This window comes from Paenibacillus sp. FSL H7-0357 (assembly GCF_000758525.1).
In the GTDB taxonomy this organism is placed as follows: domain Bacteria; phylum Bacillota; class Bacilli; order Paenibacillales; family Paenibacillaceae; genus Paenibacillus_AQ.
In genome coordinates this window covers 1,590,259-1,613,887 of sequence record NZ_CP009241.1, presented here as the reverse complement: position 1 = coordinate 1,613,887, position 23,629 = coordinate 1,590,259, and the positions used below count along the sequence as shown (strand labels likewise).

The 23,629-nt window shown below is 53.7% G+C and carries 19 protein-coding genes and 1 pseudogene; 2 read left to right on the top strand and 18 right to left on the bottom strand.

Translation table 11 applies throughout. The features are described from left to right. Positions 1-61: 61 nt before the first annotated feature. Positions 62-532 (bottom strand): annotated as a pseudogene (locus H70357_RS36510) (TerD family protein); the annotation flags it as partial. A 152-nt stretch (positions 533-684) separates the two neighbouring features. Here H70357_RS36510 and H70357_RS07200 point away from each other — a divergent pair. After that, positions 685-1,341: a 3'-5' exonuclease gene (locus H70357_RS07200; RefSeq protein WP_038587358.1), complete on the top strand. Its 657-nt coding sequence runs from the start codon at positions 685-687 to the stop codon at positions 1,339-1,341. Positions 1,342-1,431: 90 nt separating this feature from the next. Here H70357_RS07200 and H70357_RS07195 read toward each other — a convergent pair whose 3' ends face one another. Both H70357_RS07195 and H70357_RS07190 read right to left on the bottom strand, forming a co-directional pair. Further along, positions 1,432-2,388 (bottom strand): 3'-5' exoribonuclease YhaM family protein, encoded by a 957-nt coding sequence (locus tag H70357_RS07195; RefSeq protein ID WP_038587356.1) that lies wholly within the window; start codon positions 2,386-2,388, stop codon positions 1,432-1,434. A 218-nt stretch (positions 2,389-2,606) separates the two neighbouring features. Then, complete coding sequence (locus tag H70357_RS07190) at positions 2,607-4,907, bottom strand: FMN-binding protein (protein ID WP_038587354.1); 2,301 nt, start codon at positions 4,905-4,907, stop codon at positions 2,607-2,609. Positions 4,908-5,395: 488 nt separating this feature from the next. On the opposite strand from H70357_RS07190, the gene hemH reads away from it, so the two are divergent. Next, positions 5,396-6,424 (top strand): ferrochelatase, encoded by a 1,029-nt coding sequence (hemH, locus tag H70357_RS07185; protein ID WP_038587352.1) that lies wholly within the window; start codon positions 5,396-5,398, stop codon positions 6,422-6,424. 121 nt (positions 6,425-6,545) lie between these two features. On the opposite strand, the gene H70357_RS07180 is transcribed toward hemH, so the two are convergent. From H70357_RS07180 to H70357_RS07105, 15 genes are all read right to left on the bottom strand, one after another. Continuing rightward, positions 6,546-6,998 (bottom strand): IDEAL domain-containing protein, encoded by a 453-nt coding sequence (locus H70357_RS07180; RefSeq protein WP_038587350.1) that lies wholly within the window; start codon positions 6,996-6,998, stop codon positions 6,546-6,548. Positions 6,999-7,376: 378 nt separating this feature from the next. Beyond that, positions 7,377-9,182 (bottom strand): adenine deaminase, encoded by a 1,806-nt coding sequence (locus H70357_RS07170; protein WP_231578390.1) that lies wholly within the window; start codon positions 9,180-9,182, stop codon positions 7,377-7,379. 298 nt (positions 9,183-9,480) lie between these two features. After that, the gene (locus tag H70357_RS07165) at positions 9,481-10,713 is read right to left on the bottom strand and encodes a pyridoxal-phosphate-dependent aminotransferase family protein (protein WP_038587344.1); all 1,233 of its coding nucleotides are present in this window, start codon (positions 10,711-10,713) and stop codon (positions 9,481-9,483) included. A 22-nt stretch (positions 10,714-10,735) separates the two neighbouring features. After that, on the bottom strand, positions 10,736-12,031 hold the full coding sequence (locus H70357_RS07160; RefSeq protein WP_038587342.1) for a Zn-dependent hydrolase: 1,296 nt from the start codon (positions 12,029-12,031) through the stop codon (positions 10,736-10,738). After that, positions 12,028-13,422, bottom strand: a complete 1,395-nt coding sequence (locus H70357_RS07155) for an allantoinase (protein WP_038587340.1) — start codon at positions 13,420-13,422, stop codon at positions 12,028-12,030. The genes H70357_RS07160 and H70357_RS07155 overlap by 4 nt, the downstream gene beginning before the upstream one ends. 39 nt (positions 13,423-13,461) lie before the next feature. Then, positions 13,462-13,851 (bottom strand): hydroxyisourate hydrolase, encoded by a 390-nt coding sequence (gene uraH / locus H70357_RS07150; RefSeq protein WP_038587338.1) that lies wholly within the window; start codon positions 13,849-13,851, stop codon positions 13,462-13,464. Beyond that, the gene (locus tag H70357_RS07145) at positions 13,848-14,174 is read right to left on the bottom strand and encodes a hypothetical protein (RefSeq protein ID WP_038587336.1); all 327 of its coding nucleotides are present in this window, start codon (positions 14,172-14,174) and stop codon (positions 13,848-13,850) included. The genes uraH and H70357_RS07145 overlap by 4 nt, the downstream gene beginning before the upstream one ends. Positions 14,175-14,245: 71 nt before the next feature. Continuing rightward, positions 14,246-14,767, bottom strand: coding sequence for a 2-oxo-4-hydroxy-4-carboxy-5-ureidoimidazoline decarboxylase (uraD, locus tag H70357_RS07140; RefSeq protein ID WP_038587334.1), 522 nt, complete (start codon positions 14,765-14,767; stop codon positions 14,246-14,248). After that, a complete protein-coding gene (locus tag H70357_RS07135; RefSeq protein WP_442950467.1) occupies positions 14,764-15,294 on the bottom strand; it encodes a (2Fe-2S)-binding protein in 531 nt (176 codons plus the stop codon). Before H70357_RS07135 ends, uraD begins: the two co-directional genes overlap by 4 nt. A gap of 7 nt (positions 15,295-15,301) precedes the next feature. Beyond that, positions 15,302-17,623 carry a xanthine dehydrogenase subunit D gene (gene pucD / locus H70357_RS07130; RefSeq protein ID WP_038587332.1) on the bottom strand — a complete coding sequence of 774 codons (2,322 nt, stop codon included), beginning with the start codon at positions 17,621-17,623 and terminating at the stop codon, positions 15,302-15,304. A gap of 36 nt (positions 17,624-17,659) precedes the next feature. After that, a complete protein-coding gene (locus H70357_RS07125; protein WP_038587330.1) occupies positions 17,660-18,568 on the bottom strand; it encodes an FAD binding domain-containing protein in 909 nt (302 codons plus the stop codon). A 76-nt stretch (positions 18,569-18,644) separates the two neighbouring features. Further along, complete coding sequence (locus H70357_RS07120) at positions 18,645-19,574, bottom strand: ABC transporter permease (protein WP_038587328.1); 930 nt, start codon at positions 19,572-19,574, stop codon at positions 18,645-18,647. A 30-nt stretch (positions 19,575-19,604) separates the two neighbouring features. Then, complete coding sequence (locus H70357_RS07115) at positions 19,605-20,720, bottom strand: ABC transporter permease (RefSeq protein ID WP_038587327.1); 1,116 nt, start codon at positions 20,718-20,720, stop codon at positions 19,605-19,607. Next, a complete protein-coding gene (locus H70357_RS07110) occupies positions 20,717-22,249 on the bottom strand; it encodes an ABC transporter ATP-binding protein (protein ID WP_038587325.1) in 1,533 nt (510 codons plus the stop codon). The genes H70357_RS07115 and H70357_RS07110 overlap by 4 nt, the downstream gene beginning before the upstream one ends. Before the next feature lie 107 nt (positions 22,250-22,356). Beyond that, positions 22,357-23,520: a BMP family ABC transporter substrate-binding protein gene (locus tag H70357_RS07105; protein ID WP_038587323.1), complete on the bottom strand. Its 1,164-nt coding sequence runs from the start codon at positions 23,518-23,520 to the stop codon at positions 22,357-22,359. Between the last annotated feature and the right edge of the window lie 109 nt (positions 23,521-23,629).

The window sequence follows — 23,629 nt, the reverse complement described above, 5'->3', positions numbered from 1 at the left end:
CAAAATTGACGCATAGTGCAGCCAAGCCTCCATTAAAACCGCTGCCGATGGCGTTAAACTTCCACTCCCCGTTATGGCGGTATAATTCTCCTGCTACGATCGCTGTCTCATCGGATAAATCAGAGCCATACTCAAAACGGAGCAGTTCCTCGCCGCTCTGACGATCCTGGAGCTTCAGATAAAGGCCGGATACATCTTTCATGCGGTGATTCAGCTGTTCGCCTTCATAGATAGTCAATGTCAAGGCGATCCGGGCAACCTGCTGCGGCAGACGGGACAATGAAACCGAGAGACTTTCCTTATCTCCCTGCTTCAAGACTGTGTGTGTTACGGCTCCATCCTGTGATACCGGATTTCCATAGAAAATAAAGTCCTCATCACGTTCGCAGCGTCCCCGCTCCGACAACAAAAATGCAGCGGCATCTATTCCCATCTCTTGATTAGCGGTTGACCATCCGAAGGATAATGTAAGCTCATTTACGTTTTTCCCTTTTGTTACATCTACCTTTTGACCCTTTAGCAGCTGCTGCATAGCCTCATCTCCTCATCCCTCGATGTACTCTTCCAATTTTTCATATATAAGGAATATCATACTCACAAGGTTTTGTAAAATTGCTAGATTGTATTTACCCCCTCACTACTTTAGTATTAATGATATACCTGATAGATAAGGGGCTTTACCAAATGAACTTTACAGCAATTGACTTTGAGACGGCGAATTCCAGCCGCTCCAGCGCCTGCTCCCTGGGTCTTGTCCAGGTTAGAGAAGGTGTTATTACAGCCGAGCATGTCTGGCTGATTGACCCGCGCCAGCGGTTTGACGGGATGAACATTGCTATTCACGGGATCACGCCCTCAATGGTCCAGGGGCAGCCTACTTTTGCTGAGCTGTGGCCCTTGCTCGAACCGCTGCTGCAAGGCGAAATCGTCGTGGCGCATAATGCCGCCTTCGATATGAGCGTGCTGCGTTATTGTCTGGACGCCTCAGGGACCAGCTACCCGAATTTTCAATATATGTGCACCTATCTGCTGGGAAAAAAAATGCTCCAGGAGTTGCCTTCCCATAAATTGAATGTAATCTCACAGCATTTCGGTATCCGCCTGAAGCATCATGACGCACTCGATGATGCCCGGGCTGCGGCTATTATCTTATTGAAGCTGATGGAACAGCAGCAGCAATTCGAACCGCTGCTGCTCGCGGACAGTCAAGGCTATAAAGCCGGAACGATGTATTCGGGCGGATATACTCCTTTTAAATCACCACCCAAAAAAGCAGCAAAGAAACCCGGCAAAAAACGGGTTCCACTGCTCCCTGCAGCACCTTTTGAGCAGCAGTTCTGAGACAGCCCGGCAACCCGCTGTGGATCAAAATAAAGAGCAGGTCTTCTCTGTTACTCAAGAAGACCTGCTCTTTGCGTTTTTTTGACGATTCTAGATTTTCGACCGGTAAACCGCCTTGTTCTCCAGTCCGCGGATAAACGGTGTCCATTCTTCTGTTTCCGGGGTCGTATCCAGCGCATCCTCCACCATCTGCAGCTTGGCATCCATCGCATCGATATGATGCAGCGCCACCGCTTCCGCCGTTTGCGGCTGAACAGGGCTTCCCCATTCGCCTAGATTATGATGGGATAAGACCAAATGCTGCAGCGCGATAACCTTTTCCGAATCCAGAGTAAAACCCAAACGAATCGCGGCCTCGGTAATCCAGTTCGACGCCATCGAGATATGGCCGATCAGCTTCCCCTGCACACTGTAATCCGACACAATGCCAAACTGGGAAATCATCTCCTCCGGCTTGGCGATATCATGCAGAATGATCCCCGCCTTCATCAGATCAGGGTTCAGGAACGGACGCTGTTTGCAGAGAAAATCACCAATCTCCAGCATCCGCACCATATGATAGGCAAGTCCGGCAAAATAAGCATGGTGATAGGTCTTGGCTGCGGGATAATGCATCAGCTTCTCTTCCACCTTACCGACACAGAAGGAGACGATTGCGGAAATCTCCTGATCGGCAATGCTGCTCATCACCCCTTTAATCGTATGGATAAGATCAACGGGACGGATTGGCGCAGACCGGATAAAATCAGTGAGCGATACACCGTCCGTCTCATTGGCCAGTCTGATCTTGGTAATCTTGACCTGCAGCTTCTCACGATAGGTATGTGCTATGCCGCGCACCTTCACCAGCGCCATAGGGAAAAAGGTTTCTTTATCAGTTGTGCTGACATCCCAATATTTAGCTGTTATCTGACCGCTTGAATCACCGAGTACAATATCAAAATAATCCTTTGGAGGAGTACCGTTTGTCTGTTTGAGCGTCAGCTCCCGTAACAGATAGAACCCGACAAATTCGTCCTGCGGAGATAGCTGTTTAATTAGTGTCATGTTGGAGCCTCCCATTACTAGCAGGTATTATATCCTGCTGTGTATATTAAACTTTTGACATTCACCTTCGAAATCCCTTTAAATTACTATACGATAACGATTCATAATTATGCCCGGGCTTGTACCAAGCCGGTCAATAGCCTTTGCTTACAGCATAAAAAGAGGCTATCCAGAGCCATTTACAGGGCCTGAATAACCTCCTCATAGACGTTGCTGTATTATTTGCCTGCTGCTTCCAGCGCAGCTTTGATTGCTTCTACTGCTTTGGCGGAAACATCCTTCTCAGCATCATTGGCTCCGAAGGCTGCCGGACGGTATCCGTATTTATGCAGGCCATTCGTGCTGGAAGTGGACTCAATTTCTGTCTTCACCGCAAGCTCAGCCGGTGTTAATAGATATGGGGTCTTCACTTTTCCGGCACCGTCGAGATAATAGACCAGCATCAACACAGGAATGTTATTTTTGACAGTAACCATAACATTGACGGATTTGTCGGCACTTGCTCCAATGAAAATTCCATCAAAGTAAGCTGCTTTGTCGGTTTCTACAACTTCAGCTTTACCGTAAGCTCTGTCTACAGCAGCTTTCAGTGCATTGCTGCTGCTTGTAGCGCCGGAGATGGCATCTACCGATTGTACACCTTCTCTTGTTCCTGCAGCAAGGAAGCTGGTAGTCAGCTGCGGAATTGCTTTTTGAACTTCAGCATAAGCCGCTTTACCTAAATCCACCATATTCATACCTACACGGGAAAGAGCAACATTCACAATCTTGCCGTTGCGCAGAGTTACATCTGCTCTGTTGGTTCCTTTATCATAAGCATCACCGAAAGCGGTGAAAGTGCCGTCTTTATAAGTGCCTTGTACTTTGGAAGCATTGGTCAAAGCGTCTGTCAGAGCTGCTTTTGCCGCTTTGGACAAAACTTCTTGACCCGGAACATCCGTCAAATCCACGCCTTGTTCAAGCAAACCTGCAGTCAGCAGTCCGACTACAGTTTTTTGTTCAGGTGTCAGCTTGTCATCGGCAATAATTTTGCCGTCAGCTGCAAAGAGGCTTACTTTAATGCCGCTTACTTTGTCGGCAGCAATGTCGACCAGCAGCAGGACTTTGTTCTGGTTGTCTACGCCGGCGAATTTGCCTTCAAAATATTTGCCTTCTGCAGGAACTTTCAGCGCCTTCTCGAAAGCTCTTTCTACAGCTTGGTTCCAGCCATGGCTGCTTTCGGTAGCGCCGGAAATACCGTCTACCTTTTCATCATAATTGGCCAAATAAGAACCGTTGGCAAGCAATTTGGCTGTCATTGGTGCATTTGCTTTTACAACTTCTGCATAAGCAGTTGTGCCTCTATCTACCAGATTGGAACCCAGTCTGTACAGCTTCACATCTACCAGCTTGCCGTTGCGGATAACGATATCGGCTCTTTCCACGCCTACGCTTCTTGCAGTACCGTAGGAAGAGTAGAATCCGTCAACATAAGCGGAAGTGTTATTGATGAGGGCGTTCTGCTCTGCATCCCAGAATGCCTGGATTGCAGCTTTGGAGTCAGCTTCAAATCCGGCTACAGGTTGTGCGGACGAACCGTTTGCGAGCAGTACAGACGTGATTGCCGCAATCGCTGCAGTTTGCTCTGCAGTGTAGGTTTTTTCATCCGCGAAATCTCCGCTTGTTGTCAGCGGGTACAGTTTAACCGCAGTCAGCTTGGTGGCATCGTAGGTTGCAAATACCGCATATTTACCTTGAGGGTCAATACCCATGATGTCGCCTTCGAAATAAGTGGCGTCAGCCGGTTTTACTTTCAGCGCTCTTTCAAAAGCTCTGTCTACCGACAATTTCCAGCCGTTGCTGGAGCGGGTTGCACCGGAAACAGCATCCACTGCAGCAGCTCCAACTCTTGTCTTGCCGAGCAGTCTGTCTTTCATCAGACCATATGCCGCCCAGAGGCCGCTGTAATTCTCACGGACATTTCTGTCGATCAGCTTCGGAGATGTTCTCAGCAGATCAATGGAAGCGATTTTGCCGTCTTTAATCGTTACTTTCGCGCCTTCGGTACCTTTGGAGTAAGCATCGCCGTAAGCTACATATACCCCGTCTTGATACACATCTTGTTGAACCGTTACAGGCTTAGCAGTAGCGGCCGGTTTAACTGTTGCAGCTGGTTTAGCTGTTGCAGTCGGTTTAGCCGTGGTAGCTGGTTTAGCTGTTGCAGCTGGTTTAGCCGTTGCAGCTGGCTTAGCTGTTGTAGCTGGTTTGGCTGTTGCAGCTGGCTTCGCTGTTGCAGCTGGCTTCGCAGTCGCTTTGGGCGTTGCAGCCGGTTTCTTTGTTGCTGCTGGTTTTTCAGTCGCTTTGGGCGTTGCAGCCGGTTTGGCTGTTGCCTTTGGTGTTGCTTCCGGTTTAGCCGTTGCTTCTTCCGAAGCGGCAGAAACCGCATCCACCTTCAAATTCAGTGCAGGTGCATTAATTGTGTAAGCGATTGGCGCAAGCAACAAGGCTGCGCTTACAGTCAAAGAAATCAGTTTTTTCAATGAGTATTCTCCTTTACCATATCCCCAGTAGTATGTAGCACTTTACAGCTGATCTTCCGTTTGGCCGTCTCTCATCCCTTCTTAAGAAGAAGATCCTGCTTCCTCCTAAGAGGTCATCCCCCCTTTCCCGTCCTCCCGTTAGCTATCCCATGCACCATAGAAGAGCTCTTACGAATATCCCATTCAAAAGGTGAAACAATTCACATAGATAGGTGAATTAATTCACATTTATTAGTTCATGTCTGCTAGAGGCAATTTCTGGCTTGATGGTATCAAATCAAAGCTTGGCTTCTCTGTACATAAAATCACACACCCTATTAGAAACATCACTATTTTCATTTTATTTTAATTCAATAAATTTTTTATCTCTCAAATACTCCCATTTACTCCGTCATATGATAATAATGTGATGTCCTGTATTGTACTTACAAAGAGGATTATGATACTTTATAACGATGTCATGTTAATGTAAAGGAGCGTTCACTACGTTGAATCAGCCCTCTATCGGCGTCATTCTCGCCCAAATCGGAACACCTGACGCCCCCACCGCCAAGTCGGTACGCCCTTATCTGCGGAGGTTCCTCTCCGACCGCCGGATCATTGATTATCCCCCTCTGCTGTGGCAGCCGCTGCTGCGCGGAATTATTTTACGGGTAAGGCCACACCGGTCTGCCAAGCTCTACAGCGAAATCTGGCTCAAGGAAGGTTCCCCACTGCTGCTTCATTCACAGGCCCAGGTGGCCGGACTGCAAAAGCTGCTCGGCAGCCGTTATCAGGTGGAACTGGGTCTTGCCTACAGTGAGCCCGGCATGGAACAGGCATTTGCCAGACTGGAGTCCTCCGGAGTGACCCGGATCATCGTGGCCCCCTTGTTTCCGCAATATTCTTCTACTACCACAGCATCCGTCTACGACGCCGCCTGCTTTGCCGCTCTGGGGCGCCGCAGCGCTGCCGGACCGGTATCCAAACGTTTTGTACCCGCACTCCGGTTTATGGAAGCCTACTATAATGCACCGGGGTATATCCTTGCCATGAAAGAGCTTTTACTGCGGGAACTACGTAAAATAAACACCAAACCGGATTACTTCGTGCTGACCTTTCACGGGATTCCCAGCAGATATGCAGAGACCGGAGACCCCTACCCGGAGCAGTGTCTGGAAACGGCCCGCCTGCTCGCAGAAGCGATGAATTGGGCGTCCGGGGATTGGCAAATCTCATTTCAATCCCGTTTTGGCCGCGAGGAATGGATTGGGCCATCTACAGAGGAAGTCCTGAAGGGGCTGGCCGGACGCGGGATTCAGCGGCCGATGATTTTTTCGCCCGGACTTGTGACCGATTGCCTGGAAACATTGCATGAGCTTGCTGTGGAAGGAAGAGAGCAATTTGCTGCCGGAGGTGGACAAGCAGACTCCTTCCTTGCCGCCCCCTGTTTGAACGACAGTGAAGACTGGCTGGACTTTCTGGCACAAAGCGTCAGTGAGAATGCTCAAGGCTGGCTGAAGGAAGCTGTTTTATAGTGCATTTGAACCCATAAGTAAATATAGTATCTATCAAAGAAATAAGCCGCCCCTTGCGCAGATGAACACTGCGGACAGGGCGGCTTATTAAATGCGGGTATGATAGAACTGTACACCAATCTCATGCAGTCAGTTGTTTGTATTTGGAGGTCAGTTCCTCAAACCATTGTTTGTCCTGGAGGGACAGTGCAAAATCAATCAGTTCGGCAATTTCTCCCGGCTGCAGTTCCGGTGAATCATTAAAGCTGACTTCCGCAGATACCGTTGCCGCTCCGTCTGCACCTTCGGCAAAATCGTAGGAGAAGCTGAGCTTGATGTCACTCTCCAGAAATTCATTGCGCAGGAAGTAGAGCACTTCACACATCAGAACCGGTCTGACATGATTGTCGAAAACACATTCCATAACTTTTGCCCAGTAATGCTGGTTGTTGAGATGCAGCTTGTCATTCGTTAAGAGATATTGTTCTCCTTGAAAATCATTCACAAATCTCAACTCAAGCGGCTCCATTTTAAAAATACCGGCAATTTGCTTTATAGTAATATTCACGATGTCCTGCGTTTCTAATTTGATCATCTCATCCACCCCGTTCCATATATTTGAACTTTCAGTCATTTTGTCTGATAATCACGATTTGGCAATAATTTTAATTAATTTATAGGTATTATCGTCTATTTTCATTATTTTGTTAATGTTTTTCATTAAAATTTTATAATAAATAGTTTCAATATGTGATGAAATGGTTAAATATATGCCCTCAAATCTAAGAAAATACCTTTCCCCTGCGACTTCCGACTCAAAAAAGGGCTTCCCCTCATATTGCCACGCCGCCATATAAGGACCAATTTCATAGCGAAATGGGGTGTCTCTGTCTGCATTCAGACTAAGAGACACCCCATTTAGTAGAGCGGATTCTATTTAATTCAAACTTGTCACTGTAAGATTAAGACCGCCTTAGCAAAATAATGTTACCAGCTGGATTCCCTCTTCCGGAGAGATGCGTACCAGTCCTTTATCCGAAATGCGCAAGGTCGGAATTACCGCAAGCGCAAGCAGTGACAGCGTCATAAAAGCATAATTCAGTGTGCAGCCTGCATCGTACAGAGCTTTGCTGATAGCAGCGGACTGGGCGGCTGCGGTCTCAAACGGTTCTGCGGACATAAGTCCGGCAATCGCAAGCGGGAACAAGGTCGTGCCGCCGCCGGTAATTACAGCCACTCCGCCCTGCGCTTCTGCTACAGCCCGGGCGGCCTTGGCCATCAGTTCATCATCGTTGCCGATGATCAGCACATTGTGGCTGTCGTGGGCAACGGTCATGGCGATTGCCGCCGGTTCATGGAAGCCAATCCCCTCCACAAGCCCGACCGATTTGTTGCCGGTTCCTTTATGCCGTTCGAATACAGCGATTTTGCATAGGCCGTCTCCCACCTGCAGCTTGCCGTCCTTCACGGGACGCTGCACAATGAGTTCACCGGTCTCCACATGGTTCTCGATGACCTTAATGACCCGGACAGCAACACTGCCTGACTCCACGGGAGCATGGATAATAAAATCATCAGGAACCGGAAGCTGCGGCAAATGAACGGACGCCAGCACTTCCTGCGGGTAGGTGAATGCCGGCAGCGAGGCCGTCATGATACCATTCTCGGCCACGACCACACCTGCGGCAATGGTCATAACGACGTTGACATCGGCCAAATTCCCGTCCAGCAAAATAATATCTGCGCAGGAGCCCGGAGTAATTGAGCCGATATCGCGGGCTACCCCGAAGCGCTCGGCGGTATTGATCGTTGCCATCTGGAAGGCAGTGACAGGCTTCACACCCTGGGAAATGGCATGGCGCACCACAAAGTCCATATGTCCTTCATCCCGCAGTGATTCCGAGCTGCGGTCATCGGTAACGAGCATCATACGGCGCGTCTCCAGCCCGTGTTCGGTATGCGCTGTGATCGTCTTCGCCACATCATGCCAGGCGGAACCGCGGCGCATTTTGGCATACATCCCCAGACGGACACGCTCGATCACATCTTCTGCGGTAACACACTCATGGTCACCGGTTACACCCGCTGCCGCATAGACCGGTAGTCTCCAGTCACTGGACGGCCAGGTAAAATGCCCATCCACGTATCTGCCGGCCCGCAGTGTAGCCTGGATCTCGCCGAGCATTTTCTCATCGCCGTAGACTACGCCCGGAAAGTTCATCACCTCACCGAGGGCAATGACATCCGGCCCCCAGGTATAAGCCTCCGCCACTTCCTCCGGTCCGATAGAAGCGCCGGTTGTTTCGAATTCAGCTCCCGCCGAAGGCACACAGGACGCTACCTGCATATAAGCGGCAAGCGGTGTGCCGCGCATCTCATCCAGCATCAGCTTGATGCCCTTCAGTCCGAACACATTGGCAATCTCATGCGCGTCGAAGAACCCGCCAGTTGTCCCGAGCGGCAGGACCGCACGGGCAAATTCCGTTGCTGTCAGCTGTGTGCTCTCAATATGACAATGTCCGTCAAGCAGTCCCGGAGCGATATATCTGCCGGCTGCATCAATGACCTGCGTGCCTGCTCCTATCGTGTGCGAAACATCCTTGCCGACATAGGCGATGCGTCCCCCCTGTACCGCAACAGACATTCCCTCCAGAATTTCACCGGAGATTACATTGACCAGCTTCCCGCCGGTTATTACCAAAGATGCCGGCTGATCGCCGCGGGCTGTAGCCACAAGCTCAGGTACACAATCCGCCAAAGGTTTTCTAATATAAGTCATGACTTCCACTCCCCTCCGATATCTTGCACATAACTACAAACTGAGTTACAGCGTTAAACAACTATGACCTTGTATATCAAGTGGAAACGGCTCGCCGTCTTCAAAAGGACGGTATCCGTTTATGCGAGAAATAGAAGGATAATTTATAGCGAGAAGCATATAAATTCATATATTTTAAGAAAAACGGCCTTACTGCCCTTTGCAGGACGCAAGCCGTTTCTTGGTTAAAGCGCGGGCCGTCCGTTTCATCCGGACAGCACCTGTTTCCTACACTCGACCGGCTGCAGTGTTCAACCGATTATCTTACTTTTGCATCATATACGTCAAGTGCCGCCTGAACGCCAAGCCCGGCGGGAACAGTATGCCCATGCCGCAGCAGCGCCCCCTCCAGCGCACCGAGCAGGCGCAGCACATTATTCTCCCGGCAGCTGAAGCCCATCGTACCGATGCGCCAGATCCGCCCTTTTAACGGCCCGAAAGAACTGGCAATCTCAATGCCGAAGCGTTCCAGCAGCATTGTCCGCACGGCTTCCCCGTCAACGCCCTCCGGAATCAGCACACAGGTCACCACCGTCAGTTTGCTCTGCGGATCTCCGTACAGCTTCAGCCCCATTGCCGTAAGTCCGGCTACTAGCGCCTCTTCATGCAGCGCATGCCGGGCATGCCGGGCCTCCAGCCCTTCCTCAAGCACCAGCCGCAGCCCTTCGCGCAGCGCATAAAGCATGGAGGTCATCTCTGTATGATGATTCAGCCGCTGGGGGCTCCAGTAATCCTGAAGCATTCCCAGGTCAAAATAATTGCTGCGCACAAAATCCAGCGCTTCAGTCTGGACCTCACCGGTCCTCAGGCCACGCTCCACCCGCTTGCGCTTCAGGAGCTTGGCCTCCGCCCGTGCATTGTACGTAACCGGGGCCATGCCCGAAGGAATGGACAGGCATTTCTGCGTGCCGCCGATCACGGCATCCAGCATCCAGGCATCCGTCTCCACGGGCACACCTCCGATCGTCGCCACCGCATCCACAATCAGCAGGGCATCCTGCTCACGGCAGGCCCGCCCGATGCCGGCCAGCGGCTGCACACGTCCCGTGGAGGTCTCTCCATGTACGATTGCTACGATATCAGGCTTGAAGCTCTTCATGGCTGCAATCACTTCCTCGGGGTCAAACACGCAACCCCATTCCTTCTCAAGCGTCAGCACCTCTGCCCCGCAGCGTTCGGCGATTTCATGCAGCAAATGGCCGAAGCGGCCAAAAATCGGGATCAGCACCCGGTCCCCCGGAGCAATCAAACTGACCATTGCCGCTTCGATTCCGGAGCGTGAAGTGCCGTCCACAGGGAAAGCCCATTGATTGTCCGTAACGAACAGTTCCCGCAGCATCTCCATCGTTTCATTCATAATACCCGTAAATTCGGGATCGAACTGTCCCAATACCGGAAAAGACATGGCCCGCAGCACTCGCGGATCGACTTCCACCGGACCCGGGGTCATAATGCACCGCAGAGACGGCGACAAATCTTCGTACCGCTTCATAATCATCTCTCCCTAGGCTAACTCAGCTCTCTTTATAGGCTAATTCATATAACATAGCTGTTAAGACATCCAGCCCGGCTGCCAGCTCCTCCGGCGACGAGTATTCATCCGGGGAATGGCTGATTCCCGCCCGGCTGGGCACAAAAATCATGGCTGTCCGGCATCCGGACGCAAACAGCTGGGCATCATGTCCTGCTCCGCTGATCATGGTGCGGAAGGTTTTCCCCTGACTCAGGCAGATCTGTTCCAGCGTCCTGCTCAGGCCTTGATCCATAGGCGCAGGCGCTGTGGACAACGTCCTGACCACTTCCAGCGCTAGTCCCCGCCTGGCTGCAATGTCCTCAAATCCGGCCATCACTCCAGAGCAGAAGCTCTCCAGCCTTTTCGCCTCACTGTGGCGGATGTCCAGTGTAAACTGCACGTCCCCCGGAATAACATTGGGTGTGCCAGGGTAAACCTCAAGCCTGCCTGAAGTGGCTACCAGCGGATCTCCGGCTTCCACCGCAAAGCGTTCCAGCTCCAGCAGCATTTCCGCTGCACCGGCAAGCGCATCCCTCCGGTGCAGCATCGGTGTTGTGCCTGCATGATTGGCAGTTCCGCCGACCTTAACGGTAAAGCGCCTCTGGCCGGCGATGGCCTGCACGACCCCAATCTGCAGCGCGGATTGTTCCAGCACAATCCCCTGTTCAATATGCAATTCGACAAAAGCGCCGATATCTGTTCTGGCTGCCGTTTGTCCTGCCGCAACAGCTTTATGATCTCCGAGATCCCGGAGATCTCCTAGCGGGTGCTCCGAGCTTAAACCGCAGGCTTCCATCGCTGATTTTATCGTTACACCCTCTGAATCGGCGGCAGTCTCAGCTTCGCTTCCATCATACAGGCCCGTAACATGGCCCGAGCCCCAGAAGGTCAAGGGAAACCTGCTGCCTTCTTCTTCGCTGAAGGATACAACCTCCAGGGTCCGCAGCGGCTGCCCGAAGGTCTGCTGCAAATAATTCAGAGCCGTCATGGCGGCGGCTATTCCATAAGCGCCGTCATATTTGCCGCCGTTCAGAACCGTATCAATATGAGATCCGGTTAATATCACTTTACTGTCCGGTTGTGATCCGCCGAGCCGTCCATAAACATTCCCCACCCTGTCTGTCCTGACCGCCAGGCCCATCCCGGCCATCCGCTCCTGCAGAAACTGCTGGGCCTGAAGCCATTCCGGTGTGTACAGCAGCCTGGTAACCCCGGGTCCGGGGGCGCTGAAAGCAGCAAGCCCCTCCAGCAGCAGCAGCATCTCCCGGGCCGGTGCCTGAATCAGCGGCGTATTCATATAGAGGGCTGCCCTTCATAGGTCCGCAGCCATTCCCCGCCGCCTTCGGCCACCACACCTTGTTCCGCGTTGTAGACAACCGTACCCCGGCTGAGCGTTGCCATTACCTTGCAGGACAAGGTCATTCCGGTATAAGGACTATGTTTATGACGGTATAACAGATCTTCTGCCGCCAAGGTATAGGAGTGATCCGGATTCAGCAGTACCAGATCGGCATCCAGCCCGGGTGCGATCGAGCCTTTACGGTGATCCAGCCCGAATCGCCGCGCCGGAAGTCCTGACAGCAGCGCAGAAATCTGCGTAACTGGCAGTCCACGCACATTCACTCCTTCGTGGAACATCAGCTCCAGGCTGCTCTGTGCGCCGGAAATACCGCCCCACGCTTCAAAAAAAGACAATCCGGGAGCAAGCTTAAGCTCTGTCGGACAAGGCGAATGGTCCGAGGCGATGAGATCGATTTTACCGTCTGCGAGTACCTTCCACAAGCGTTCTTGTTCCTCCAGGCTGCGCAGCGGGGGTGCACATTTGGCCAGCGGTCCCAGTTCCTCCATGTTATCCTCACTCAGGATGAGATAGTGGGGGCAGGTTTCCGCAGTAACATCAAGGCCGCGCAGCTTGGCAGCATGAATCATTTCAATCGCGGCAGAAGTGCTGATATGCACGAAGTGCAGCCGGCAGCCGGTTCGCTCACTGTATAGCAGCGCTCTGGCAACCGCCTCCAGCTCAGCTTCCGCCGGGCGGGAAGCGGCAAAATCGCGCGCTCCGGTCCGCCCGCTGCGCAGGGCGTCGGCCGACAACACCGCCGTCAACTCCTCGCTCTCTGCATGCAGTGCAAGAATGCCGCCGAGCGCAGCAATTTTCTTCATCCCTTGGTACAGGGTATCATCGTCCACCTCGCGGAATCTCCCCTCCCCTTCACCGCCGGGGTTGGAGATAAAGGCCTTAAAGCCTGTAACCCCGGCTGCCGCCAGCTGCTCCAAATCTTCCAGATTGCCGGGAACGAGTCCGCCCCACAGCACATAATCCACTGCAGAGTTCCCAGATGCGGCTTCTGCCTTGAGCTGCAGCGCGGCTTGATTGACCGTTGGCGGGTTGCCGTTCAGCGGCATATCTGCATAACAGGTGATGCCTCCTGCCGCCAGCGCCGCCGAACCGGTACGGAAGCCTTCCCAATGGCCCAGTGCCGGTTCATTAAAGTGGACATGCATGTCAATCATGCCCGGCAGCACATATAGCCCTTCCGCATCAAGGATGCGGGTATCCGCTCCTTCCGCAAGCTGCTTGCCGAGGGCAGCGATCTTACCGTCCTTCACCCCGATATCCAGCTTAAGCACTTCCCCGGGGAGCACTACATCTCCATTTTTGATGATAAGCTCATAGGTTACTTCCATGAATCGGTCACCTCCGGTCATCTGATCTTTATGATTTCATTAGCTTCCCCGGTACGTGCTGTACCCTCCGGGAGCTACCAGCAGCGGAACATGATAATGGGCGGACGGATCAGTTATATTGAAGCGGATCGGGATTTGTTCGAGAAAGAAAGGGGCGGCTCCATCAGCACTGTTCCCTTCTCCGGAGGCTTCAAACAGCAAACCGCTGCTGCGGAAATAATCTCCGGCCATAAACAGCAGCTCATAGCTGCCGGCTGCCAGTTCTGCACCTTCCAGCAGCGGAGCGTCCAATCTGCCATCGGCATTCGTTACGGCTTCGCGCAGCAGTGAAGCTGCCCCGTCTTCCAGCCTCCATAGCTGAAGTGCCATGCCGGCAGCAGGGATGCCCCCGGACAGGTCGAGAACGTGGGTAGTCAGCCGCCCGCTCATGCCGGAATCCCTCCGGGAACCACGGTACTAACTATAATCCGGCATGGCAGTCCATCCCGCAGATATATCCTGCGGAGCATGCACCGGCCCCCGTCCTTCCAACCTGACTTCAGCAAGAGAGATATATCCATCACACGGATGCCAGCCCACTGCCAAGCTTTTTCCGTTGAATTTTCAAAGTTGAAGTTATTGGAACCTTTCGTTCCATGCTTTATTAGTTCAATCCGATGTTTAATCCAATGTCCGTTCAGTGGTCTGTTCAGTTGCTCATCCAATTGCTCATTCTGCCGTCTTTTGGCGTGTACCTTCATCCGTTCCGGCATGGTGATCCCTCCTGCGGGTTGTGTAGTGAATGCAGCATTGTTTCAGTTTTAGCTGCATCGTTTTAAATGCATCATTTTTCTTTCGTTATCAGATCGCGGAGCCGGAAGCTGGTGATTTTGCCGATTTCATAGAGCGCCTGCTCCCATTCCTCCGCCAATGAACGGTTGACCCGTTCCCCGATCGCTTTGATAATGTCATCCTTGTTTTTGCCGCGTACAGCGAGAATAAAAGGGAAATGAAACTTCTCCGTATACGCCGTATTCAACCCGGTCAAACGCTCGAACTCAGCAGGCGTCAGCTGATCCAGACCTGCCCCCTGCTGTTCTGCCGCCGACAGCGGCGTGACCTGCAGCCGCGTGGCCAGATCCGGATGGGACCTCAGCAGCTCCTCAATCCGGCTTCGCTCCGCACTTCGCGCCGTTTCCAGCATGACACCGTGCAGCTGTTCCACGGACTGAAAAGGAATGTGCCCGTAAGTCCCCTCCGCCACCCAGGGTGAATGCTCAAATATCCCTCCAAGGGTTCTCACGAATTCCTCTTTACCTAGCCCATTAATCTTATCCAGCGTTAAAAAATCATCCGGCACAGTCATCGGTCCGCCCCGCTTTCTATCGCTTTGTTTACTGCACGCAAGATCCCGCCATAACCGGTGCAGCGGCAAATATTCCCCGACAGCGCTTCTTCCACTTCCTCCTGCGAAGGCGACGGATTCTCCTCCAGCAGGGCGACTACCGAGATCACCATCCCCGGTGTGCAGTAGCCGCACTGAAATCCTCCCTCTTCCAGAAAAGCCCGCTGCACAGGATGCAGCCCCGCTTCGCTGAGTCCTTCAATAGTTGTAATCTCCGCTCCCTCGCATTGATAAGCCATCGTCAGGCAAGAGTTGACCGGCCGGCCGTCGATCAGAACCATGCAGGCTCCGCAGCGGCCAATTTCGCAGGATCTTTTGGTTCCGGTAAGCTCCAAATCCTCGCGCAGAATACTCAGCAGCCGGCGGGACGGCGGAACCTCCTTAGATACCGCTTGGCCGTTGATGATGCAGTTCAATGTGAACCCCGCCCCGCTATCCCTCGCTGCCTGTTGTGGCGCAAGTCCAGGTTGACTATCCTTGATGTCCAATTCGTAGTTATCCGACATGCGTCTTCACCGCCTTCTGCGGAATAAACGGCGTAGCCTGCAGCCATTCGGGCTCGATCGGCAGCCGGTTGACCCGTTTGCGAACCGCCTGGAATACAGCAGAAGCGACTGCGGGGGCCAGATTGACCGAACCGACTTCCCCAATGCCGCGGGGGCCGTAAGTATCATGCTCCGGTAAATCTTCAATCGGCTGCACCTGGATGCTGCCGTTCATATCGACAATCGTAGGAACCAGATACGTATCCATGTTCTTCGTTACATAGCTGCCGCCAGCCATTACCGCATCTTCCGTTAATGTAAAGCCGATGGCCATACTGCTGCCGCCTTCAATCTGTCCCAGATAGCCTTGCGGATTGGCAACGGGACCTGCCGCTACCGCATGATACTGATCGGTCACGCGGACCCGTCCGGTCAGCAGATTGATCTCCACCTTAACCGCGATGGCGGAATACGTGTACAGAAAATGGGCACCCACCCGTTCCAGCTTGGTGGTCGGATATTTGAACACTGTCTCACAGACAATCGGCTCTGTGATGCTGCGCGCAAGCTCCGTATAGGACAGCAGCAGCCCGCCATCCTTATGCCGGATTCCTCCGGGGCCGGGCTTCAAGCCTTCAACCGCTGCTCCCGTCCTGGCCGCTGCGGCTTCCAGCAGCCGGGCTGTAAAATCCGGATGCAGCCGCTTCAGCGCCATCCACATCATGCTTGTGGAGCGGGAAGCAGTGCTGGAGCCGCTGTCCGGCACTACATCCGTATCGCCAATGACGATCCTAAGGTCATCTGCGGCAAATCCGTACTGCTCGATCAGCATCTGCTCCATTGTCGCTATCAGCCCTTGGCCGAACTCCTCGTAGCCGAAGACCGCCTCGATCTTGCCGTCCAGTGTCAGCGACAGCCGTCCGCCTCCCGGATCGGGAATACCGTAACCGAGACCTGCGCCGTGCATGGCGATCGCCGCGCCGGTTCCGGTCACAATCCACGGCTCCTTCGGCATCGCAGCCGGAGTACCTGGAGCCTCTGAATCATCAGCTCCAGTATGAGGCAACTCCGCTTCCTGCATCAGCGGAGATGCCGCCAGCGCCTCCCACACCTGCATCGCCCCGTGCGTCTGGGCGATCTCCTGCCCAAGCGGCCCTGGATCGCCGTAGCGCCGCAAGTTCCGGCGGCGCAGCTCCCACGGATCCAGATTCAGCCGTTCAGCGAGACGGTCTACCTGCCCTTCCAGGGCAAAGATCGCCTGATTGCCGCCAAAGCCGCGAAATTCACCGGATACACCATTGTTCGTATATACCGCAAAGCCCTCCACCTCCACATGGCGGATCTGATAGGGACCTACCACATGCTCTGTGGCAAAATTCAGCACTTCCGCCCCCAGTGTCGCATAGGCCCCGGTATCAGAAATAATCCGCACCTGATGGGCCATGATCATCCCCTCGCTGTCGCAGCCGGTCTTCATTGTAATCTTCATGGGATGGCGCTTCAGCCCGGCGCGCACCGATTCCGCGCGGGAATTATGCAGCCGGACCGGACGCCGGGTCCGCAGTGCGAGCAGCGCTCCATACGGCTGGACATTCAACTCGTCTTTGCCGCCGAACGAACCGCCGATCGGACTGGAAATGACCCGGATATCCTCCTCCGGGAGATTCAGTATCCGCGACAGCTGCCTGCGGTCCATCAGACCATGCTGTGTTGCTGAGTAGACCGTAAGCCTTCCGTTTGACTCCGGGATAAACAATCCGCCTTCGGTCTCCATGTACGTATGCATCTGGCGCGGCGTCCAGTAGGTCTCTTCCACAACATGGGCACAGCCTGCGAACGCCGCTGCCGGTTCGCCCTTGCGGTATTCCGTATGATGAAGCACATTACCCTCTTCATGCAGCAGGATCGCCTCGGGCTTCATGGCTTCCTCAGCATCCTCCAGCAGCGGCAGCAGCTCATAGTCTACTTCAATCAGCGAAAGCGCATATTCGGCAATTTCATCGCTGTCCGCAGCTACAGCAGCAATCGCGTCGCCGGTATAACGCACCCGGTCGCTGCAGAATACTGGCTGATGCGGCAGAGCAATGCCGAAGCCGTTCAGCCCGGGCACATCCTCATGGGTAATGACCGCATGTACTCCAGGAACCTCAAGTGCCTTTGCCGTGCGGATAGACAGAATGCGGGCATGGGCCTGATGGCTGCGCAGCACCCGTCCGGTCAGCATCCCTTCGGCGCTCATGTCGGTTAAATACTGCAGCTTGCCGGATACTTTCCCCTGCCCGTCGGGCCGTGTACGCCAGCGGCTTCCGCTGGCTTCCTTGTTCAGCAGCATTCCCCTCACCCCAATCCACCTAATTTTCTATAACGTTTACTTTCCTCCGCCTGCATTCAAGCCCTTCCACAATTCAGAAACGATGAGATTGCCCGCGGTTTTCCGCTTATAGGCTTCGGTGGCAAAAGGATCGCTATATGAGTCAAAGCTGCTCTCCACCGCCTCGTACACTGCAGCCATCAGACTGTCGCTGTAGACAGCACCCTCCAGAACCGCTTCAGCCGCCGGAAGCCGCTGTGGTCTGCCGGTACCTCCGCCTGCTGCAATGCGGACACCATTCAAGCTGCGGCCTGCGGCATCGAAAGTTGCCGCAACAGCTATGGTAACGAGCGAGGCTGTAAAGGCATCCCGCCGCCCCACCTTGCGAAAGATCTCCAGCTTACTCCACTCCTCGTGTTCATAGCCTGCCGAAGGAAAGCGGATCCCGGCAAGAAGTTCAGCTGCCGGCTTCTCTCCGCTCCAGCGGCGTTTCAGCCAGGCTTCGACAGGCTGCACCGAAAGGAATTTGCCGTCAAAGGAGGCCACTTCGGCATCGTAAACCAGCAGCGCCGGGAGAATATCTCCATAACCGGAAGATATATTGCCGCCAAGTGTAGCCAGATTGCGCACTGCGGGTGCGGCGATGTTGCGCGCCGCCTCCTGCACCGCCGGAGTGATCTCCCGCAAATCCAGGTTCCCGCGGCATTGCGACAGCGAAACCAGAGAACCTATGGTTAAATAATCTTCGGCGAGTCCGATTTCACCCATCCCGGCGATATTCCGTAAATCGATCATCTGCTGCGGCAGAGGAGCCGTCCCCTCTTCCCATTGCGTCCGCAGCAGCGTTCCGCCGGATACATATACGGCTCCTTCGCCTAATATCGTCTTCAGCTCCCATGCCTCCTGCAGGCTGCGGGGCTGATGCACTGCCGGGGGAGCCGGCTTTTCACTCCATATAGCTCCCATCACTTCCGCCTCCTCACCAGTTGGCATTTCTTCCATGCATTATATTCATCTCGCTGATTCAATCACCGCCGCTGCGTCAAAAACGCTGCTCGCGGATATAAGGTGTACCCAGTGACTCCGGCGTGCCGGATGGTTTGTTGCGGTTGCGGTAACCGAGGTACATCAGCACGAGAATCGTTACGACGTACGGAATCATCTTAAGGAAATAAGGCGGAATTGCACTGCCGAGCAGCTGAAGGCGGAAACCGAGCGAATCCAGTGCACCAAAGAAATAAGCGCAAAAGAGGGCACGCAGCGGATTCCATCTGGCGAAGATCACCAGCCCGACGGCAATCCAGCCGCGTCCTGCCGTGAGGCCTTCATTCCAGGTTGGCGCGTATGCCAGCACCATATCCGCACCCGCAAGGCCGATCAATGCCGCACCGGCTGTCACGTAGCTGTAGCGGATCAGCTGCACGCGGATCCCCATAACATCCGCCGTGGCCGGACTGTCCCCGACCGCACGTAAATGCAGTCCCCAGGAGGTATGGTGAATCAGCAGATGCAGCACCAGAACGAGCAACAGACTGAACCAGGTCAGGTAATCCAACCTGCCGAAGAGATCTCCTATCACCGGGACTGACTTGACCCAGCCTAGATCCAGCTTCGGCGAAGTTCCCGGCAGCGGCAATCCGCTGATGGACTTGCCCAGATAGGCGCTGAGCCCGCTGCCGAACAAGGTCATGGCCAGGCCGGACATCGTCTGGTTCGCCCGGAGTGTGACGGTGAGAAACGAATGCACCAGGCCTAGCAAGGCGGTGACGGCCACCGCTGCGAGCAGGGCCAGCAGCAGGCTGCCGCTGCGGATGTAGATGATGCAGGTGGTTACCGCCCCCATCAGCATCAGCCCTTCAGCGCCAAGCTGGATAATCCCTGCACGCTCATTCAGGATGCCTCCTAGTGTAGCCAGCAGCAGCGGCGTTCCGGCGGAAATGGCGGCTATTAATAACTGTGTAGTGAAATCCATGGCTTAACTCCCTTCTCTCAGCAGAAACAGCTATGCGCTCCGGCGGAAGCGGAAACGGTGAATCATATCCCCTGCAATCAGGAAGAACAGGATCGAGCCCTGCAGCATTTCCGAAATGGACGAAGGCAGTCCGATGGTCTGCACACTATAGCCGCCGACAATCAGGCCGCCGAACAGAATCGAAGTGACAATCAGTCCGAGCGGATTCAGCTTGGCAAGCCAGGCGACAATGATCGCAGTGTATCCGTAACCCGGAGAAATCCCCTGCATCAGCTTATGCGTAACTCCGGAAACCTCCGCCATTCCGGCAATTCCGGCAAGACCGCCGCTAATCAGCATTACGACAATAATATGGCGTTTGATATGGATACCTGCATAACGGGCAGCCGTCGGATTGGCACCAATCAGCCGCAGCTCATAACCCCAGCGGGTAAACTTAATCATCAGATAATAGATAGCCACAGCGACAAGGCCGAAGATCAGCCCAATGTGCAGCCTTGTGGTACCGAGAACCGGCAGGGACTGGGCGGCGGTAAACATCGGAGAGCCCGGGAAGTTAAAGCCCTTCGGATCTTTCCAGGGCCCGAATACCACATAATCAAGGGCAAGCAGGGCTACGTAGTTCAGCATCAGGGATGTAATCAGCTCATTGACCCCGAAATGCGTCCGCGGAATTGCCGTCATCAGTCCCCAGAGCGCACCTGCGGCAGTGCCGAACACTAACATCAGGGAAATGGACCAGAACGAAGGCAGATCAGGAAAATAAATCGTCACTGCCGTAGCAGCCATCGCTCCGACCGTCAATTGTCCTTCCGCGCCGATGTTCCAGACGGAAATCCGGTAGGCTACAGCAATGCCGAGTCCGCAGAGCAGCAGTGGAATGGCTTTAACCATCGTTTCGGTAAGACCGTAAGAGGTGCCAAAAGCACCGCGGAACATCTTCTCGTATACGACCACGGGACTCATACCGTTGGCGGCAATAAACACCGCGCAGAGCAGCAGGGCCAGAATGACAGACAGAACGGGAGTCCACCACGGAGAGCGGGTTCGGCTTGAATCATACTCCAGCCGCAGCTTGGACCGGTTGCCCGGTTTGGCCGGAACAGGATCAAGCACTGCAGCATTGCTTATATTCTTCGGACTCATACGGCGCTCTCCTCCCTATTCTGAATCCCCGCCATCAGCAAGCCAATTCTCTCTCTATCTGCAGTCTCATGGTCACTTTCCCCAATGATCGAACCGTTATAAATCACCAATATCCGGTCGGATAATTGCAGCAGTTCATCCAGATCCTCCGAGATGAGCAGCACTCCGCTGCCTGAGCCGCGCAGCTCCATCAGCAGTTCATGGACACCGGCTGTCGCGCCCACATCCAGACCTTGCGTCGGGTGAACCGCCACCATCAGCTTAGGGTTGTGGCTGACCTCCCGGGCAAACAGCAGCTTCTGCTGATTGCCGCCCGACATTTGCTGGACTGGCGTATCCAGCTCGGGAGTTTTCACATTGAAGCGCTCAACCAGCTCCCGCGACCAGGAACGGTTCTTCGCCGCCTTCAGAAAGCCGAGTTTGGAGTGCTCTTCACTGCGGTAGGACTTGAACAGCAGATTGTCCACTGAGCCCAGCCGTCCGGCAAGGCCGCTCTTCATCCGGTTCTCCGGCACATGAGATATTCCCGAATCAATTGCGCCCCGCACCGAAGCCGCTTTTACCGGACTGCCGTCAAATATAATCTCGCCGCTCCGCCAAGTCCTAAGCCCCGTAAGTACTTCCGCCAGCTCCTTTTGTCCATTGCCGGCAACACCTGCGACTCCTACGATCTCCCCTTCATTTACAGTCAGGGACAAACCGTCCAGCGCTTTACGGCCGTGATCGGCAGCGACGTCCAAATTCCGCACAACCAGCAGAGCCTCACCTTGGGTAACTTCCCGCTCCTGGCGGCTGATCGTAACCTCCCGGCCCACCATCAGCCGGGCCAGCTCCAGTTCATCTGTCTGCGCCGTGTTCAGCGTAGCGATCATTTTCCCTTTGCGCATAACGGAAATACGGTCGGAAGAAGCCATAACTTCCTTCATTTTATGTGTGGTCATGATCACCGTCTTCCCCGCCTGCTTCATTACCTTCAGCGTTTCGAACAGCTGCTCCGCCTCACCCGGGGTTAACACGGAGGTTGGCTCATCCAGAATGATGATATCCGCGCCGCGGTACAGCGTTTTGACGATTTCCACACGTTGCTGTTCACCGACAGACAGCTGCCAGATCGGGCAGTCTACCGGAAACTTCAGCCCGAAACGCTCAGCCAGCGCCTCAATCTCCAAATGCTTATTTTTCATCCATTTGCTTCCACGCCAGAAAGACGACTTTTCGCCAAGCACGATGTTCTCTGCTGCCGTGAGACTTTGCACCAGTCTGAAATTTTGAAATACCATGCCTACGCCGAGGGATGCTGCATCCTTGGGGGAACGGATTTTGGCCAGTTTACCGTGAATGAAAAGTTCGCCTTCATCCGCCCGGTATACCCCTGACAGCATGCTCATGACCGTGCTTTTCCCTGCTCCGTTCTCACCAAGCAACGCATGAATTTCACCCGCATTTGCCGAAAAATCGACTTGATCGCTTGCCGTTACAGCTCCGAACCTCTTCACAATTCCGCGCATTTCAACTGAATGATTCTGCATTATGGGACGCTCCTTTCCTTATACTTGTAGGACGGGTGGGGAAGATTCCCCTTCCCGGAACCCGCCCCACCCATAAGGCCATACTGTATGCAATTGTAGAAAACGAATTATTTCGAGATCGTGCCTATTACGCCTTTGGCCAGCCATTCCATGGAGAGGACTTCCTCAAGCGTCAGCTTTTGGCCTTCCTGAACCACAACATTGCCTTTGTTATCGGAGATCGGTCCTGTGAACACATCCAGTTCGCCGCTGATGATCTTGGCTTTGGCAGCTTCCACCAGCTGCTTCACATCCTCAGGAACCTTGTTGCCAAACGGCGCAAGCTCTACCATGCCGTCCGCCATATCCCCGGAGTATTGCTCGCTCTTCCACGTTCCGTCCATTACTGACTGGACAGCCTTCACGTAGTAAGGACCCCAGTTCCATACAGGGTTGGTCAAATAATTGTCCGGTGCGTACTTACTCATATCGGAGTCATTGCCTCCGGCAAACGCACCACGTTCTTTGGCCGCCTGCAATGTGGCCGGAGAATCCTGATACGCCAGCAGCACATCCGCGCCTTTATCCAGAAGACTGATCGCCGCCTGGCGTTCGGTTGCCGGGTCATACCAAGTATTCGTCCACACTACATCCACCTTAATGTCCGGGTTGACACTCTGTGCTCCCAGCGTGAATGCATTAAGATTATAGATAACTTCACTGATCGGAAAAGCTCCTACGTAGCCAAGATGATTGTTCTTGGTCATTTTGCCTGCCGCGATACCGCTCAGATAACTCGCTTGATAATTTTTTCCGAAGTAAGTGCCCATGTTCTCTGCTGTTTTGTAGCCGGAGGCATGGAGGAATTTCACATTGGGGAACTTGCCCGCTACACTCAGTGTGAAGTCCATATATCCAAAACTTGTAGTAAATACGATGTCATGGGACTGTGCTAGCTCCGTGATGATACGTTCTGCATCGGCACTTTCCGGAACATTCTCTACGAAGTCCGCTTTAATGCCGAGCTCTTTCTCCATGTACAAACGGCCTTGATCATGCTGATACGTATAACCGCCGTCACCCGGAGGCCCGATATAGACAAAAGCAACCGTCGGCTTCTCTGCTGCCGGCTCTGTTGTTGCCGCCTCTGATGTTGTACCCGCATTGGTTGCCGCCGGTGCTTCTGTTGCATTTGAAGCCGCATTGTTGTTGCTTCCGCAGCCTGCCAGGACTAACGCCATGAGGAACATTAACACGAAGCTGAAAGTAAATCCCTGACCCCTTCTTTTCATAACTCTCCTCCTCCAGGAAATCTCTCCTAATGACCGCAGCCATTAATGTATCTCTACTATACTGAGACCTGAAGGTTACGTAAATTTATATAACATACGTTTGTGCTAT